The sequence below is a fragment of the Halomonas sp. TG39a genome, from assembly GCF_000744395.1.
GTDB classification, from domain to species: domain Bacteria; phylum Pseudomonadota; class Gammaproteobacteria; order Pseudomonadales; family Halomonadaceae; genus Vreelandella; species Vreelandella ventosae_B.
This window is the reverse complement of record NZ_JQLV01000002.1, coordinates 200,659-215,909: the sequence shown is the minus strand read 5'-3', so window position 1 is coordinate 215,909 and position 15,251 is coordinate 200,659. Positions and strand designations below refer to the sequence as shown.

Below are 15,251 nucleotides of genomic sequence, written 5' to 3'. Positions count from 1 at the left end.
TCCTTCCCTATACTTTTTGGAGCTTTCAATGACGACCCGTGCCCTGGTAATTACCTCTTCTATTCTGGCTGAGAACGGCCAATCCATTGCGTTGGCTAATCGCTTTATCGAGCAGGCGAGCGCCCGCAACAATGTAAACGTTACTCAGCGTGACGTGGTGAAAACCTCGCTCCCTCACCTGGATATTAGCGAATTGGGGGCTTGGCAAGTGGTGGACGCAGAGCGTACCGCTGAGCAGCAGGCGTTAGCCGCGCGTTCGGACGAACTGCTGGCTGAGCTAAGCGCCAATGATGTGCTGGTCTTTGCGGTACCGATGTACAACCTGGGTATTCCTTCACAGCTGAAGGCGTGGTTTGACCGTGTACTGCGTGCCGGTGAAACGTTCCGCTATACCGAAAACGGCCCGCAAGGGTTGGTAGAAGGCAAGCGAGCGATTATTCTGGCAGCGCGGGGTGGACAGTACGCGGGAACTGAATTTGACAGCCAAACACCCCACCTGAAAGCCATGCTAGGGCTGATGGGAATTAAAGAGGTAGACGTGGTCTATGCTGAAGGCCTGAATTTGGGTGAGCAGCAGCGCGAAGCTGCAATAAAAGAAGCTTTTCAAGCGATCGATCAATTGGTTGAGGGGCTTTAAGCGCGTTTAGAAGCGCTCTCAAGGCATATCTCAAAGCATAGAAGGATAATCACATGGCTCGGCCGGAATTACTTGAACAGATCTACACCATTGTCGATCAAATTCCGCCTGGGCGTGTGACCACCTATGGTCGCATTGCCGCCATGACCGAAGGCGCCACGCCGCGCATGGTGGGTTCGGCGATGCGCCACCTGCCGGATGGCCACCAGTTGCCCTGGCACCGCGTGATTGCCTCCTCTTTGAAGCTTGCCGATCACGGCGGCGCAGAACGCCAGCACCGCAAATTGCGCGATGAGGGGGTGTTGTTCGATGCCAAAGGTCGAGTGCCAGCGCACCTCGTCTGGCCTGATTAAACTATATAAAACGCTTTTAGAAACAACAACGCCGCCCAATTTGGGCGGCGTTGTTGTATTTATGAATTACGTTGGTGAGCCTTCTCACGATTCACGATTCACGATTCACGATTCACGATTCACGATTCACGATTCACGATTCAATCCTCCAAATTAGCCCCCGATTTCCACGACCAGTCACGCCAGCGTAGGTCAAACAGATCCTTGCGGCGGTCTTTAAGGTTGGTCACCGAACCTTCGGCTCGTACCACCGTTAGGCGGGTTAGATCCAGATCCGAGAAGAAGATCATCTCGGTGTTGGGCGTGGTTTCCGCCAGTACCGCATCATGGGGGAAGGCGAAGTCCGACGGCGAGAACACCGCTGATTGGGCGTACTGGATATCCAGGTTTTCAATCGAGGGCAGGTTGCCGACGCTGCCGCAGAGTACCACGTAGCACTCGTTCTCAATCGCCCGCGCCTGACTGCAGTGGCGCACCCGCAGGTAACCGTTTTTGGTGTCGGTCCAGAAGGGCACAAACAGAATGTCCATATCCTGGTCGGCCAGCAGACGGCCAAGTTCTGGGAACTCAACGTCGTAGCAGATCAGGATGCCTACGCGGCCTGCGTCGGTATCAAACACCTGCAGCTCATCGCCGCCCTCGATCACCCAGTCGCGGCGCTCTTGGGGGGTAATGTGCAGCTTGGCTTGGCGCTCAACGGTGCCGTCGCGGTGGAACAGGTAGGCGATGTTGTAGAGGCGATCATCGTCGCCCACTTCAATCATCGAGCCGCCGACAATATTGATATTGTAGGAGACCGCCATACGCGACAGTTCAGTCTTAAAACGTTCGGTGAAACCGGCCAAAAAGCGAATCGCGCCCATTTGATCTTGCTGGGCAGCACGGTCTTGCAGGCCCATCAACGGCGCGTTAAACAGCTCTGGGAAAACGGCGAAGTCACTTTGGTAGTCGGAGAGCGCGTCGACGAAGTATTCGATCTGCTGTAGCGCGGCTTCTACCGATGAGAACTCACGCATCTGCCACTGCACCGCACCCACTCGCACCTGAGTCGGTTTGTTGTCGAGCACGCTGGCCGCGGGCTCAAACAGAATGTTATTCCACTCAAGCAAGGTGGCGTAACCGCGAGACTGCTCATCTTCCGGCAGGTATTTGCGCAGTAGGCGTTTTACCTGAAAGTCGTTGGCCTGCTGGAAAGACAGAATCGGATCGTAGATCTCTTTGCGGGAGACTTTATCGATGTATTGAGCAGGCGTGAGCTCATCGGCGTGCTGGTGGTACTCAGGAATACGCCCACCGGCAAGGATCGCCCGCAGGTTCATTGAGCGGCACAGCTCTTTACGTGCTTCGTAAAGGCGGCGGCCCAGGCGATAGCCCCGGTAATCCGGGTGAATCAGCACATCCAGCCCGTACATGGCGTCGCCATCCTCGTCGTTGAGGATGATCTCGCGATGGCCGATCAGGTCATCGTACTTATGCGGGTTGGAGAATTCGTCGTAATCCACCTGCACGGTGAGCGCTACGCCCACCAGAAGGCCGTCGTCTTCAATGGCAATTTGGCCGTCGGGAAATTCCTGAATTAATTTGTCGATGGTGTGCTTCGGCCATGACCCGCCGATATCGTGATAGACGGCGTCCATCAATGTCTTGAGCTGATCGTAGTCATCGCTCATTAGGTTGCGCAGATTAAGATGCAGTTCTTCCAGGGACATATCAGGGCTTCCCAGCGTTAGAAATCGACAGCCATTCTAGCATTATCGGGCGCTGCTCGGCTTATCCGAGGTTAAACCGCGTGTTAACGGACGTGTCAGCGTTTGCGCCATGATCACCCCGGCCAGGATCAGCAGTCCCCCGGTAATGTGGAACCCCGCCACCTGTTCGCCCAAGAATGCCATCGCTATCAGCGCGCTAAACAGCGGCATTAAGTTGATAAAAATACTCGACTGGTTGGCGCCAATTTGACGTACTGCGCGCATCCATAGAAAAGTGGTGATGACAGAAGCGGGGATGCCCGCATAAACAATCAGCCCGATGTTTTGGCTATCAATAGGCGTCATTGGCCCCATCAAATAGGGAGGGAGCAGGAACAGCACCGCAAAACAGACCTGAGCGTAGAGCATCACCCAGGGCGGTAAGTTCATCGACCAGCGTTTAAGCATCACCCCATACAGCGCATAACAAGTAGCCGCCACGACCATTAGCGCATCGCCAAAGGCGACCTGCAGTTGCAACAAAGAGAAGGGATTGCCGCGCCCCAGCAGTACGGTAACGCCTACGAAGGCCAGCACGCCGCCTAAAACGCCGCCTAAGGAGGGGGGCTCGCGAAGAATCAGCGCGCTAAGCAGCACGGTGAGCAACGGCACCATGGCGGCGAGAATGCCCATATTGGTAGCGGTGGTTGTTTCTGCCGCCACATAGGCCAGCCCTTGCCATAGGCCCATGCCGAGCAAGCCCAATAGCGCAAGCTTAGGCCACTGGCGACGGATTTCGTCGCGGTGGCGTAACACGGCGGGCAGCACAAATGGGGTCATCACCGCCAGGGCGAGCAGCCAGCGTAGAAAAGCAATGCTGCTTGGCGCGATGGCGCCTACGCTAAGCTGGTTAATGGTCATATTGCCCGACCAGATAAGCACGGTGGCGAGCGGCGGCAAAAAATACATCAAGGGCATAGCAACGGTTCCTTATCGTTAGCCGGGTAATGTGACGCGGATTCGCACGCTGGGCAAGAGGGTAGCTCGGCAAATCTGGCAATATTCAGGTAGGTAAAGGTCTGTACGTTGCGGCGAGTATGTCATACGCTTGTTTGAATATGCTTTAACCGTGCTACTAATAATATCAAGGAGACCCGTGATGACCCGTGCGCCCGCCTATCCGCATCTGTTCCGCCCGCTGACTATTGGCCATTTAACGCTGCCCAACCGCGTTTTAATGGGCTCAATGCACACTAACTTGGAAGAAGCACCCAATGGCTTTGAACGCTTAGCAGCTTTTTATGCTGAGCGGGCGCGGGAAGGGGTTAGCCTGATCGTCACCGGCGGTATCGCGCCTAATCCAGAGGGTGCGGTGTTCCAGGGAGCCAACGCGCTTGTGAACGAAGCGCAGTTGCCAGAACACCGAGGGGTCGTTGATGCGGTGCATGCGGAGGGCGGCCACCTATGTATGCAGATTCTCCACGCCGGGCGTTACGCTTACTCGCCGGACTTGGTTGCACCTTCGGCCATTCAAGCGCCTATCAACCCCTTTATGCCTCGGGCGCTGAGCAGCGATGAAGTCGAGCAGCAAATCGCCGACTATGTTCGCTGTGCCAAGCTTGCTCAACAGGCGGGTTACGATGGTGTAGAAATCATGGGATCAGAAGGCTACCTGATCAATCAGTTTATCTGCCAGCGGACCAACCAGCGTGACGATGAGTGGGGCGGGGCCTTTGAGAACCGTATGCGCTTTGCTGTCGAGATTGTCCGTCGGGTCCGCGCGGCGGTGGGCGAGCGTTTTGTGATTATCTTCCGCCTTTCGATGATTGATCTGGTGGAAGAGGGCAGCACTTGGGAAGAGGTCGTTACGCTGGGCCAAGCGGTCGAGGCTGCCGGGGCGAATGTCATCAATACCGGCATCGGCTGGCACGAAGCTCGGGTGCCGACCATTGTGACCAGCGTGCCCCGGGCTGCCTTTACTGAAGTGACTAAGCGCATCAAATCGGCGCTATCGATTCCGCTGATCACCACCAATCGCATCAATATGCCCGAAGTGGCCGAGCGCGTACTGGCGGCAGGTCACGCTGATATGGTCTCCATGGCGCGACCTTTTCTGGCCGACCCCGCCTGGGTTCGCAAAGCCGAGGAGGGTCTGGCGGAAGAGATCAATACCTGCATTGCCTGTAACCAGGCCTGCCTTGATCACACCTTTGCCGGAAAGCTGACGTCTTGCTTGGTTAATCCCAGGGCCTGCCACGAAACCGAACTGACCATTGAGCCTACACAAACACCCAAACGGGTGGCCGTAGTGGGCGGTGGCCCTGCTGGGCTAGCCACTGCAGTGACGGCGGCCAGCCGTGGGCACAACGTAGTGCTGTTTGAACGGCGCAGCGAGCTAGGCGGGCAGTTCAACTATGCGCGTAAGATTCCCGGTAAAGAGGAGTTTAATGAAACCTTGCGCTACTACCGGGTAATGCTGGAGAAATATGCGGTAGAGGTACGTTTGAATACCACCGCCACTGCAGAAGCGCTTGCCGATTTCGATGAGGTGGTTATGGCCACCGGCGTTCAGCCCCGGGAGCTCAATCTTCCAGGTCACGACCACGGTAAAGTGCTGAGCTACGCCGAGGCGATTGAATCCCCTGGGCGGGTTGGGCGTAAAGTAGCGGTGATTGGCGCAGGAGGTATTGGTTTTGATGTGTCGGAACTGCTGGCGCACCAAGGCCATCCAGCGTTGGACATTGCCGAATGGTGCGACGAGTGGGGCGTTGATTTAGCAGTCGGCGAGCGGGGCGGTTTAAAAGCGCCGACGGCGCCCGTGGTTCCCCGCGAAATTGTCATGCTACAGCGTAAAACCTCCAAGCCAGGCAAGTATCTGGGTAAAACCACCGGTTGGGTACACCGGGCATCGCTTAAGCAGCGCGGAGTGAAAACCCTTACCGGCTGCGAATACCTCAAAATCGACGATGGGGGGCTGCACATTCGTCGCGACGGCGTCGATCAAGTGCTCGCCGTTGACAGCATTGTCGTGTGCGCCGGGCAGGAGTCGGTGCGTGATCTGCTGGCGCCGCTGGAACGTGCAGGAACAGCGGTACATATTATTGGCGGCGCGGATGAAGCCAGCGAACTGGACGCCAAACGCGCCATTGAGCAGGGCACTCGATTGGCCGCGAGCTTGTAAAAATGAGTAGAGGGGGGACTTGATAAGGAAGCGCTTAAAAGCGCAGGTGACGTTAGCCCATAAATGGCGATAGACTAAATGACTAATCTACCTATTAAGCATAGTTAGATATTTAAGGCGCGAGTGGCACCCAGCTCGCGCTGTTCGATCGCCAGATAAAAGGACTGTCGTCATGACCTCGGAGTGTAGCCCGCGATTTTTAGCCAGTGATAACACCTCCGGTATCTGCCCGGAGGCGATGGAATATCTGCTTGAAGCCAACCGCTGCGATGATTTGGCTTACGGCAACGATCTCTGGACCGCCCGTGCCGCGGATCGCTTCCGCGAGATGTTTGACTACGACTGCGATGTCTTCTTTGTTTTCAACGGTACCGCCGCCAACTCACTGGCGCTCTCCGCCATGGGACGCAGCTACCATAGCGTAATTTGCCACGAGCTGGCGCATATCGAAACCGACGAGTGCGGCGGTCCGGAGTTTTTCTCAAACGGCGCTAAACTGCTTACCTCGCCGGGCGCCAACGGCAAGCTCACCCCGGAAGGCATTGAAGCGCTGGTCACCAAGCGCAGCGATATTCACTACCCCAAGCCTAAAGTGGTATCACTCACCCAAGCCACCGAAGTCGGCACGCTCTACTCCCGTGAAGAGCTGATGGCGATTCGCGCCATCGCCGATAAACATGACCTGCGCCTACATATGGACGGCGCCCGTTTTGCCAACGCCTGCGCTAGCCTTAATGCCACCCCGGCTGAACTTACCTGGCAGGTAGGCGTGGATGCGCTATGTTTCTCGGGTACCAAAAACGGCCTAGCGTTTGGCGAAGCGATCCTGTTCTTTAATCGGGAGCTGGCCGAGGACTTCTCCTACCGCTGCAAGCAGGCTGGGCAGTTGGCCTCAAAAATGCGCTTTGTATCTGCCCCCTGGTTAGGGTTGCTTGAAAGTGGTGCCTGGCTAACCAACGCCCAGCATGCCAACGAGATGGCGCGCTACCTATCGGAAGGGCTGCAGGCGCTACCCGGCGTATCGCTAATGTTTCCTACCCAAGCCAATAGTGTGTTCGTTGAATTGCCGCTTTCGGCGATTGAAGCGTTGAAAGCCAAAGGGTGGACCTTCTATACCTTTATTGGCGCAGGCGGTGCCCGTTTTGTTTGTGCTTGGAACACTACCGTTGAACTGTTAGATGAGCTGTTGGCCGATATTCGTTCAGTACTCGAGGGTTAAAGCCGACAGATAACCGCTTTTTCGCCACGGTTTGGCGCTTACGACCTAGCGACGCCGCTGCCAATGGCAGCGGCGTCGCTGGTTGAGTGCCTTGCGTTTATTGATGATGCGTGGACTAACGCAACTATTCGCCTGAATAATTCTCTTATCTGTATCGCCGCAGCGTTGAAGGTTTTAGTCATCACTTTTTGCTAATGCTGACTACGCTAAAAAAGCGACACCTCGTTTGGCACACCGTTGCGAGACACTTGGCTTTGCGGTGACTGCCTGGGGATGGGCCACAGGAGAGTTCCATGAGCATCTTTGATCACGTTCAAGACCGTTTTTCCCGCGTTCAGCAAGAGGACATGAGCCTTGAGGAGTACTTGGCGCTTTGTCGCCGTGATCCGAAGGTTTATGCCAGCGCCTCCGAGCGCATGCTGGAAGCCATAGGCGAGCCTGAAGTGATCGACACGGCGAAAGACCCGCGTCTATCACGTATTTTTTCTAATAAAGTGATTCGCCGCTACCCTGCCTTTGCTGAGTTTCACGGCATGGAGGAGGCCATTGAGCAGATCGTGTCCTACTTCCGCCATGCGGCGCAAGGGCTGGAAGAACGCAAGCAGATCCTTTACCTGCTTGGCCCGGTAGGTGGCGGTAAATCGTCACTCGCTGAGCGTCTAAAACTGCTCATGGAGCGCATCCCGTTTTATGCCATTAAGGGTTCACCGGTTTACGAGTCGCCGCTGGGTCTGTTCTCCCCCGAAGAGGATGGCGAACTGCTGGAGAAAGAGTACGGCATTCCACAGCGCTATTTACGCAGCGTGATGTCGCCCTGGGCGGCAAAACGGCTGAAAGAGTACGGCGGCGATATCTCCCAGTTCCGGGTAGTGCGTTTGTACCCTTCACGGCTTAACCAGATCGCGATTTCCAAAACCGAGCCGGGGGATGAGAACAACCAGGATATTTCGTCACTGGTGGGTAAAGTCGATATTCGCCAATTGGAGCTTTACTCCCAGGACGATCCGGATGCCTACAGCTTCTCCGGAGGTTTATGCCGTTCAAATCAGGGGCTGATGGAGTTTGTGGAGATGTTTAAGGCACCGATCAAGGTGCTGCATCCACTGTTAACCGCCACCCAGGAGGGCAACTACAACCCCACCGAAGGTATGGGGGCTATTCCCTTTGATGGCGTGATTCTGGCCCACTCCAATGAGTCGGAATGGCAGGCGTTTCGCAACAACCGCAATAACGAGGCGTTTCTTGATCGGGTGTATATCGTCAAAGTGCCTTACTGCCTGCGGGTCACCGAAGAGATCAAGATCTATCAAAAACTGCTCGAAGACTCTTCGCTTAACGCCGCGCCCTGCGCACCGGATACGCTGCGCATGTTGGCCCAGTTCTCGGTACTGTCACGACTCAAGGCGCCGGAAAACTCCAATATCTACTCGAAAATGCGCGTCTACGACGGTGAAAATCTGAAAGACACCGATCCTCGCGCCAAGTCGATTCAGGAGTATCGCGACGCCGCAGGTGTGGACGAGGGTATGCAGGGGCTCTCTACCCGCTTTGCGTTCAAGATTCTCTCCAAGGTCTTCAACTTTGACAGCACCGAAGTAGCGGCTAACCCAGTGCACTTGCTGTACGTGTTGGAGCAGGCGCTGGAGCGCGAACAGCTGCCATCAGAAGTGTTTGAGCGCTACTTGGGCTTTATCAAAGAGTATATGGCGCCTCGCTATGTGGACTTTATTGGCAAAGAGATCCAGACCGCTTATCTCGAATCCTACAGCGAATATGGCCAAAACATCTTTGACCGCTATGTCACTTACGCCGATTTCTGGATTCAGGATCAGGAGTACCGCGACCACGAAACCGGCGAGTTGCTAAACCGCCAGGCGCTCAACGAAGAACTGGAGAAAATCGAGAAACCCGCGGGTATCTCGAACCCCAAAGATTTCCGTCACGAGGTGGTCAACTTTGTATTGCGGGCGCGGGCGCAAAACAACGGTATGAACCCCAGCTGGCAGTCCTATGAAAAGCTCAAAGGCGTTATCGAGCACAAGATGTTCGCCAATACCGAAGAGCTGTTGCCGGTGATTTCGTTTAATGCCAAGGCGTCGCGGTCGGATCAGAAAAAGCACGAAGACTTTGTGGCGCGGATGGTCGATCGCGGCTACACCGAGAAGCAGGTTCGGCTACTTTCCGAATGGTACCTGCGCGTGCGCAAGTCTCAGTAGCGGCCCGCGTTTAAGACAAGAGCTAAGGAGGTCGTATGACCTACTTTATTGATCGCAGGCCTAACGCTAAGCATAAGAGCGCGGTAAATCGTCAGCGCTTTTTAGAGCGCTATCGGAAGCATATCAAGCGCTCTGTTGAGGAGGCCGTTAACCGCCGCTCGATTACCGATATGGAGCGCGGTGAGAAAATCTCGATACCGGCTAAGGATATCTCTGAGCCAGTATTTCAACATGGCCCCGGCGGGGCACGCAATATTGTCTCGCCGGGCAACAAAGAGTTTGTCGCCGGTGATAAAATCCGCCGCCCTAGCGGCCAGGGCGGCGGCAGTGGCGCAGGCGAGGGCGGCGCCTCCAATCAGGGCGAAGGCGTTGATGAGTTCGCCTTTACGCTTAGCCGCGAAGAGTTTTTGGAGTTTGTATTCGACGGTCTGGAGCTACCCCATCTGCAGCGCAAGCCGCTAAAATCGCTGGAAGAGGTCAAGATGGTGCGGGCGGGGCTCTCCCGCGATGGCGTACCCTCTCGAATTAGCATTACCCGCTCGATGCGTGAGGCCTATGCCCGGCGCATTGCCATGCGCGCGCCGATTAAGCGGGCGCTAAAAGAGGCGCAGGAAGCGCTGGAGGCCGAAGAGCGCAAAGACCCAGTGCTGCGCAACCCTGCCCGCATCACTGAGCTGAAAGCCGAAATTGAGCGCCTGGAGAAGCGCATCGCCGGGGTGCCGTTTATTGACACCTACGACCTGCGCTACCACCAACTAAGCGCCCAGCCGCAGCCCTCCAATCAAGCAGTGATGTTTTGCGTCATGGATGTCTCCGGCTCAATGACCCAAAACCATAAAGACATCGCCAAGCGGTTTTTCCTGCTGCTCTATCTGTTCTTGGAGAAGCACTACGAGAAAGTCGAGCTGGTGTTTGTTCGACACCATACGGCCGCCCGCGAGGTTAGCGAGGAGGAGTTTTTCTACTCAAGGGAAACCGGCGGCACGATAGTTTCCAGTGCGCTGAATCTGGTGAATAAAATCATCGAAAAGCGCTATCCCGTTGGCCAATGGAATCTGTATGTGGCCCAGGCATCTGATGGCGACAACTGGGACGATGACTCGAATATCTGCCGCGACTTACTGGTCAAACAGCTTATGCCGCAGCTGCAGTACTACGCCTACGTGGAAATCACGCCCCACGACCATCAGTCGCTGTGGCAGGAGTATGAAAGCGTGGTGAAAGAGTTCCCCGAACGCTTTGCCATGCGCCAAATCGTGGAGGCGGGCGATATTTATCCGGTCTTTCGTGAACTGTTTAAGCGTCGCTTAAGCCAGTCCCAGTGACCTTATATACAGGTTAGTGACCGTGTGCAGAGGAGTGGGCTATGAGTGCGACCCGCAAGCGTAAGCCGATTGCCACCGGCTCTGATTGGAACTTCAGCGTGCTGGAGCGTTTTGATGCGGAGCTGGCCAGACTCGCCGATGAGTATCGGTTGGACACCTATCCCAACCAGATAGAAGTCATCACAACCGAGCAAATGATGGACGCCTACGCCAGTGTCGGCATGCCGGTGGGCTATCATCACTGGTCGTTTGGCAAGCAATTCCTGGCCGTTGAGCAGGCTTATAAACGTGGCCAAATGGGCCTGGCCTATGAGCTAGTGATTAATTCTGACCCCTGCATCGCCTACTTGATGGAGGAGAATACGCTGATGATGCAGGTGCTGGTGATGGCCCACGCCTGCTATGGTCACAACTCTTTTTTTAAGGGTAACTATCTATTCCGCACCTGGACCGACGCCTCTTCAATTGTTGATTACCTAGTGTTCGCGCGACAGTATATTGCCAAGTGTGAAGAGCGCCACGGTGTGCAGGCCGTTGAGCAGCTGCTAGATGCCTGCCATGCACTGCAAAACTACGGTGTCGACCGTTATAAACGCCCCTCGCCGATTTCTGCCGAAGAGGAAGCTAAGCGCCAGGATGAGCGCGAAAGCTACCTGCAAACCCAGGTAAACTTGCTGTGGCGTACGATTCCCGATAACGCTGAGCACGGCGAACGGTTACCAGGCAGTTTATTACCCGAAGAGGATGATCCGCTCGGGCTGCATAGTGGCGGGCGCTACCCTCCGGAGCCCCAGGAGAACCTGCTCTACTTTATTGAGAAAAACGCCCCGCTTTTGGCGCCCTGGCAGCGTGAAATAGTGCGCATTGTGCGCAAGCTTGCGCAATATTTTTACCCTCAACGGCAAACACAGGTCATGAATGAGGGCTGGGCGTGTTTCTGGCACTACACGTTGATGAATCGCCTCTACGACGATGGCAATGTCGATGAAGGATTGATGCTGGAGTTTTTGCAGTCTCACGCAGCAGTCATTAACCAACCTGATTTTGATAACCCACACTTCAGTGGGATTAACCCCTATGCTCTGGGCTTCGCGATCTTTATGGACATTAAGCGGATCTGTGAAGCGCCTACCGATGAGGATCGCGAATGGTTTCCTGATATAGCAGGATCGCCATGGCGGGATACGCTGGAGTTTGCAATGCGCAACTTCAAGGATGAGTCGTTTATTCAGCAGTTTCTATCGCCGAAAGTGATGCGTGACCATAAGCTATTTTTAGTCGTGGATGACGATCAGGTGGAGACCCTTGAAGTCGCAGCGATTCATAACGAACAGGGCTACCGTCAGGTGCGTGAAGCGCTTGCCACTCAGTACGCACTCTCGGTCCGCGAACCCAATATCCAAGTCGTTGAAGCGGCTATTCGTGGGGATCGCTCTTTGACGCTTCACCACGTTCAGGATAGTCGCCGACCATTAGGGCGCAGCGTTTATCCAGTGATTCGCCATTTGCAGCAGCTGTGGGGATTTCCCGTTCATCTTGTCTCTCTGGAAGAGGGGCGTGTAACGCGGCGTTTTCACTGGCCGATAGAGGATGAAAGTCCGGTATCTTAGCTAACCTTTGGTCTTCAAGCCCTTGGTCTTCAAGCCCTTGGTCTTCAAAACCGCTGATCTTAAAAAAACTACCCCGCTCAAAAGGCGGGGTAGTGGTGTTGATACAGCTATTAAGCATGAGACGCTTACGCTTGGGCGGTCCAGGATTGGCACCAGCCGGCAGGTGCTACGCTGTTCTCTGGAAATAGCTGGCAACCCTCATTGTCTGCATTGTAGAACATACAGTTATCACAACGCTCACCCTCTTCATAAGCCGGGTGATCGCTGGCTTCGCTAGCTTCTTCTACATAGTTAAGCGCTTGGGCATTGGTTGCGGAAGGATCAAGACGCGGCAGTTCCTGAGCGAAAGCAGTCTTGGAAAGAATACCAGCACCCAGAGGAAGGGCGGCAAGGCCCAACATGCTGTTGCGCATGAAGTCACGACGGCTTTTATTAGCCATGATTTCTCCTTATCGTCACGGTCTGACGTTTGGTCACGTTATCGGGTGGTTATCCACCTCTTGATGCTCCGCATAATCTTACAAGCCGGAGCTCTCTGCTACATCTTTTAATCAGCTGTATTTTTCAACCAGTTATTTTCAACCAGCCATATCTTCTAATCCTATACTTCAACTACATGCTAGCGGATGTACAAGGGTTGTGCGAATACTGCTGCTGGTATAGCGACAATTGGTCACGCTGTCGTTGGGTGCTGCGCTCGCTTCCCCGTCGCTGCTATACTCTGACCAGCTTTAACACGACGGTTTGTGGCTATTTTTATGGCTATTTTCTCTAAACTATTTTTTTGAGTATTTTTTCTCTAAAGAGGCGCGCCATGCAAAACGCAGTCATTTTAATCAATACCGACAAAGGCCAGGTCAAGGCTGTGGCCGAGCGGCTGGCCGATGTGGAGGGGATCAGTGAGGTTTACTCCACCTGTGGCCGCTACGACCTTGTCGCGATTGCCCGCACCCGTGATTTTGAAAGCCTGGCCGAGCTGGTGACTGAGCGCTTAAACGCCGTGGAAGGGATTAGCGATACAGAAACCCTCAATGCCATGCAGGTTCACTCTCGTCACGATCTTGAAACCATGTTCTCTTTGGGTTGGTAACCTTTTATTGCTTGGGTAACTCGCACAACGACCACTAGCGTATTAACAAATGCAAAGCGCTAAATAAGCATTAAAAAGGGGAAAGTCTGTTGGGAACATCGCTTTTGAGCTGGCGTCGGCAGGGGCGACGCTTAGGCATCGCCGTGCTATTTGTCGTCGTTGGCACAGGGCTGTGGGAGTTTCAGGAGCGCCAGCATAAAGATGCCTACACTTGGATGGGGGTGCCCACCTGGGAAGAGTTTAGCCCCACGACAATGCACAGGGTGTTGCGCAATGATGGCTACTTGGTTGGCTGGTCCGATGTGCGGGTCAATCCGCTATGGGTCAGCTATCAGGTTGCAGCGGTAGACGATTCTCGCATCGGTTCGCGGCCTAATTTTCAAGCCGATTGGCGCACGCTATGGCCTGTGGGCACCGACAGCTATGCGGGTAGCGGCTACGACCGAGGCCACTTGGCGCCCAACTACGCCATCGCCGCCGTGCATGGACGCAGCGCCCAGGTCGATACCTTTCTAATGAGCAATATGACCCCGCAGCGGCCCAATTTGAACCGACAGCTCTGGCAGCGGTTGGAAGAAGCGGTCATGGATCATTTTGCGCCGCGTTTTGATCGCTTGCAGGTGATCACCGGGCCGGTGTTTCCCGAGCACTTTATGGATAACGTGTTTAATCGCGTGGGTTTGGTAGAAGTCCCAGAGGCGTTTTATAAGATTATCGTGGTGCCGCATAGCGAAGGGCCTTTAGCGCTGGCCTTCATCATGCCGCAAGACGTGCGCGGCAATGAGCCGTTAGATGACTACTTAGTGACCATCGATGAAATTGAAGCGCGTACAGGGCTTAACTTCTTCCCTGATCTGACACCAGCGGTGGAAGCAGTACTAGAAGGCGAGCTGCGCACGCAAGGGTGGGCGCTTGAGGCAGTTGCAAAGAAACCAGGGCGATATCAATAGTAGTTTAAGTGCTTAGTAGCTGATATCTATTGGATTAGTTTGTATCCAGCACCCAATGGCGGAAGGCGCGCATAGGGTCTGTCAGGTGTCGGTGCTGGGGTGTAAAAAGCGATAGTTTTCCCCTGCTGGGTATGCTGAGTGGCAGTGCCTGAACAAGGTTCCCTTGTCGAAGTTCGGCATCTAAAAGCCGCATCCAGCCTAAAGTCACTCCCTGGCCAGCCAAAGTAGCATTCATCAGTAGTTGGAAGCTGTTGGCGCGCAGCGTATGCAGCGGGGTCTGCCACTTCAGGCCAAGTTCACGGAACCATATTTCCCAGCTTAGCCAGTCATGGTAATGGTCTTCCACCACCATAAGCGTGTGATTCGTAGGCAGTTGCTCAGGTTCAATGCCATTGCCATGGCGTTCCAGGTAAATGGGGCTACAAACGGCGGCTACCATTTCATGGTCAAAAATAGCATCTGCTAAAAGACCTGGAGGATCGACTTCATTGGGTACATGGTAATAAATACCCAGGTCAAACTCCGCCAGATCAAGGCGGTGTGGATCTTCTACCGTCAATATGCGAATTTCGATATTAGGGTAAGCGCGCTGAAAGTCGGGCAACTGGCGTGCCAACCAGATCGAAGCAATGGTCGGGCTTGAGGCGAGGGTCAGCTGTCTGTCATCTCCGCGGCGCCTCAGGCGTGCAGTTTCATCGCCCAGATCGCGCAATAGTCGTTGCACAATACGAAAGTATCGCTCGCCGGTTGGGGTGAGTCGCAGTCCTTCAGGATGGCGTTCAAAAAGAAGCCGCCCTAGGTCATGCTCAAGGCGCTTGATCTGTCGGCTCACGGCGCTTTGCGAAAGATTTAGCTCGTTTCCCGCCTGCGTAAAACTGCAGTATCGTGCGGCAACTTCAAAGGCGCGCAGGCAAGATAGCGGCGGTAAAGCATCACGCATGAATCAAGCCTTAAAATAACGAGTAGTAGTTTCCAGCATACC

The 15,251-nt window shown here is 54.7% G+C and carries 13 protein-coding genes; 9 read left to right on the top strand and 4 right to left on the bottom strand.

What is annotated here, in order from left to right; translation table 11 throughout:
• The first annotated feature begins 28 nt into the window (after nucleotides 1–28).
• A complete protein-coding gene (locus U738_RS19065; protein WP_035584174.1) occupies nucleotides 29–637 on the top strand; it encodes an FMN-dependent NADH-azoreductase in 609 nt (202 codons plus the stop codon).
• 53 nt (nucleotides 638–690) lie between these two features.
• Nucleotides 691–990, top strand: a complete 300-nt coding sequence (locus tag U738_RS19060; protein ID WP_022522712.1) for an MGMT family protein — start codon at nucleotides 691–693, stop codon at nucleotides 988–990.
• Between the two features lie 140 nt (nucleotides 991–1,130).
• Here the strand turns inward: U738_RS19060 and U738_RS19055 are convergent, their stop codons facing one another.
• Both U738_RS19055 and U738_RS19050 read right to left on the bottom strand, forming a co-directional pair.
• Nucleotides 1,131–2,699, bottom strand: a complete 1,569-nt coding sequence (locus U738_RS19055; protein WP_035584172.1) for a carbon-nitrogen hydrolase family protein — start codon at nucleotides 2,697–2,699, stop codon at nucleotides 1,131–1,133.
• A 42-nt stretch (nucleotides 2,700–2,741) separates the two neighbouring features.
• Nucleotides 2,742–3,656 (bottom strand): DMT family transporter, encoded by a 915-nt coding sequence (locus U738_RS19050; RefSeq protein ID WP_035584169.1) that lies wholly within the window; start codon nucleotides 3,654–3,656, stop codon nucleotides 2,742–2,744.
• A 181-nt stretch (nucleotides 3,657–3,837) separates the two neighbouring features.
• On the opposite strand from U738_RS19050, the gene U738_RS19045 reads away from it, so the two are divergent.
• The 5 genes from U738_RS19045 (at nucleotide 3,838) to U738_RS19025 (ending at nucleotide 12,229) form a co-directional block, all read left to right on the top strand.
• Nucleotides 3,838–5,859: an NADPH-dependent 2,4-dienoyl-CoA reductase gene (locus U738_RS19045; protein WP_035584166.1), complete on the top strand. Its 2,022-nt coding sequence runs from the start codon at nucleotides 3,838–3,840 to the stop codon at nucleotides 5,857–5,859.
• Between the two features lie 172 nt (nucleotides 5,860–6,031).
• Entirely contained in the window at nucleotides 6,032–7,078 is a 1,047-nt protein-coding gene (locus U738_RS19040) for a threonine aldolase family protein (protein WP_035584163.1), read from the top strand.
• 293 nt (nucleotides 7,079–7,371) lie between these two features.
• A complete protein-coding gene (locus U738_RS19035) occupies nucleotides 7,372–9,294 on the top strand; it encodes a PrkA family serine protein kinase (RefSeq protein WP_035584159.1) in 1,923 nt (640 codons plus the stop codon).
• A 35-nt stretch (nucleotides 9,295–9,329) separates the two neighbouring features.
• Nucleotides 9,330–10,619, top strand: a complete 1,290-nt coding sequence (locus tag U738_RS19030) for a YeaH/YhbH family protein (protein WP_035584156.1) — start codon at nucleotides 9,330–9,332, stop codon at nucleotides 10,617–10,619.
• A 41-nt stretch (nucleotides 10,620–10,660) separates the two neighbouring features.
• Nucleotides 10,661–12,229 carry a SpoVR family protein gene (locus U738_RS19025; RefSeq protein WP_035584149.1) on the top strand — a complete coding sequence of 523 codons (1,569 nt, stop codon included), beginning with the start codon at nucleotides 10,661–10,663 and terminating at the stop codon, nucleotides 12,227–12,229.
• Between the two features lie 125 nt (nucleotides 12,230–12,354).
• Here U738_RS19025 and U738_RS19020 read toward each other — a convergent pair whose 3' ends face one another.
• Complete coding sequence (locus U738_RS19020; RefSeq protein WP_035584146.1) at nucleotides 12,355–12,669, bottom strand: high-potential iron-sulfur protein; 315 nt, start codon at nucleotides 12,667–12,669, stop codon at nucleotides 12,355–12,357.
• A 374-nt stretch (nucleotides 12,670–13,043) separates the two neighbouring features.
• On the opposite strand from U738_RS19020, the gene U738_RS19015 reads away from it, so the two are divergent.
• Together U738_RS19015 and U738_RS19010 are read left to right on the top strand one after the other, a co-directional pair.
• The gene (locus U738_RS19015; protein ID WP_008958975.1) at nucleotides 13,044–13,319 is read left to right on the top strand and encodes an Lrp/AsnC family transcriptional regulator; all 276 of its coding nucleotides are present in this window, start codon (nucleotides 13,044–13,046) and stop codon (nucleotides 13,317–13,319) included.
• 104 nt (nucleotides 13,320–13,423) lie between these two features.
• Nucleotides 13,424–14,269, top strand: coding sequence for a DNA/RNA non-specific endonuclease (locus U738_RS19010; protein WP_035584144.1), 846 nt, complete (start codon nucleotides 13,424–13,426; stop codon nucleotides 14,267–14,269).
• 34 nt (nucleotides 14,270–14,303) lie between these two features.
• Here the strand turns inward: U738_RS19010 and U738_RS19005 are convergent, their stop codons facing one another.
• The gene (locus tag U738_RS19005) at nucleotides 14,304–15,209 is read right to left on the bottom strand and encodes a LysR substrate-binding domain-containing protein (protein ID WP_035584142.1); all 906 of its coding nucleotides are present in this window, start codon (nucleotides 15,207–15,209) and stop codon (nucleotides 14,304–14,306) included.
• Nucleotides 15,210–15,251: the final 42 nt, after the last annotated feature.

Coding starts and splice junctions, on each gene's coding strand:
- U738_RS19025 (WP_035584149.1), top strand. CDS start 10,661: ATGAGTGCGACCCGCAAGCGTAAGCCGATTGCCACCGGCTCTGATTGG.
- U738_RS19065 (WP_035584174.1), top strand. CDS start 29: ATGACGACCCGTGCCCTGGTAATTACCTCTTCTATTCTGGCTGAGAAC.
- U738_RS19055 (WP_035584172.1), bottom strand. CDS start 2,699: ATGTCCCTGGAAGAACTGCATCTTAATCTGCGCAACCTAATGAGCGAT.
- U738_RS19060 (WP_022522712.1), top strand. CDS start 691: ATGGCTCGGCCGGAATTACTTGAACAGATCTACACCATTGTCGATCAA.
- U738_RS19050 (WP_035584169.1), bottom strand. CDS start 3,656: ATGCCCTTGATGTATTTTTTGCCGCCGCTCGCCACCGTGCTTATCTGG.
- U738_RS19020 (WP_035584146.1), bottom strand. CDS start 12,669: ATGGCTAATAAAAGCCGTCGTGACTTCATGCGCAACAGCATGTTGGGC.
- U738_RS19015 (WP_008958975.1), top strand. CDS start 13,044: ATGCAAAACGCAGTCATTTTAATCAATACCGACAAAGGCCAGGTCAAG.
- U738_RS19040 (WP_035584163.1), top strand. CDS start 6,032: ATGACCTCGGAGTGTAGCCCGCGATTTTTAGCCAGTGATAACACCTCC.
- U738_RS19030 (WP_035584156.1), top strand. CDS start 9,330: ATGACCTACTTTATTGATCGCAGGCCTAACGCTAAGCATAAGAGCGCG.
- U738_RS19035 (WP_035584159.1), top strand. CDS start 7,372: ATGAGCATCTTTGATCACGTTCAAGACCGTTTTTCCCGCGTTCAGCAA.
- U738_RS19005 (WP_035584142.1), bottom strand. CDS start 15,209: ATGCGTGATGCTTTACCGCCGCTATCTTGCCTGCGCGCCTTTGAAGTT.
- U738_RS19045 (WP_035584166.1), top strand. CDS start 3,838: ATGACCCGTGCGCCCGCCTATCCGCATCTGTTCCGCCCGCTGACTATT.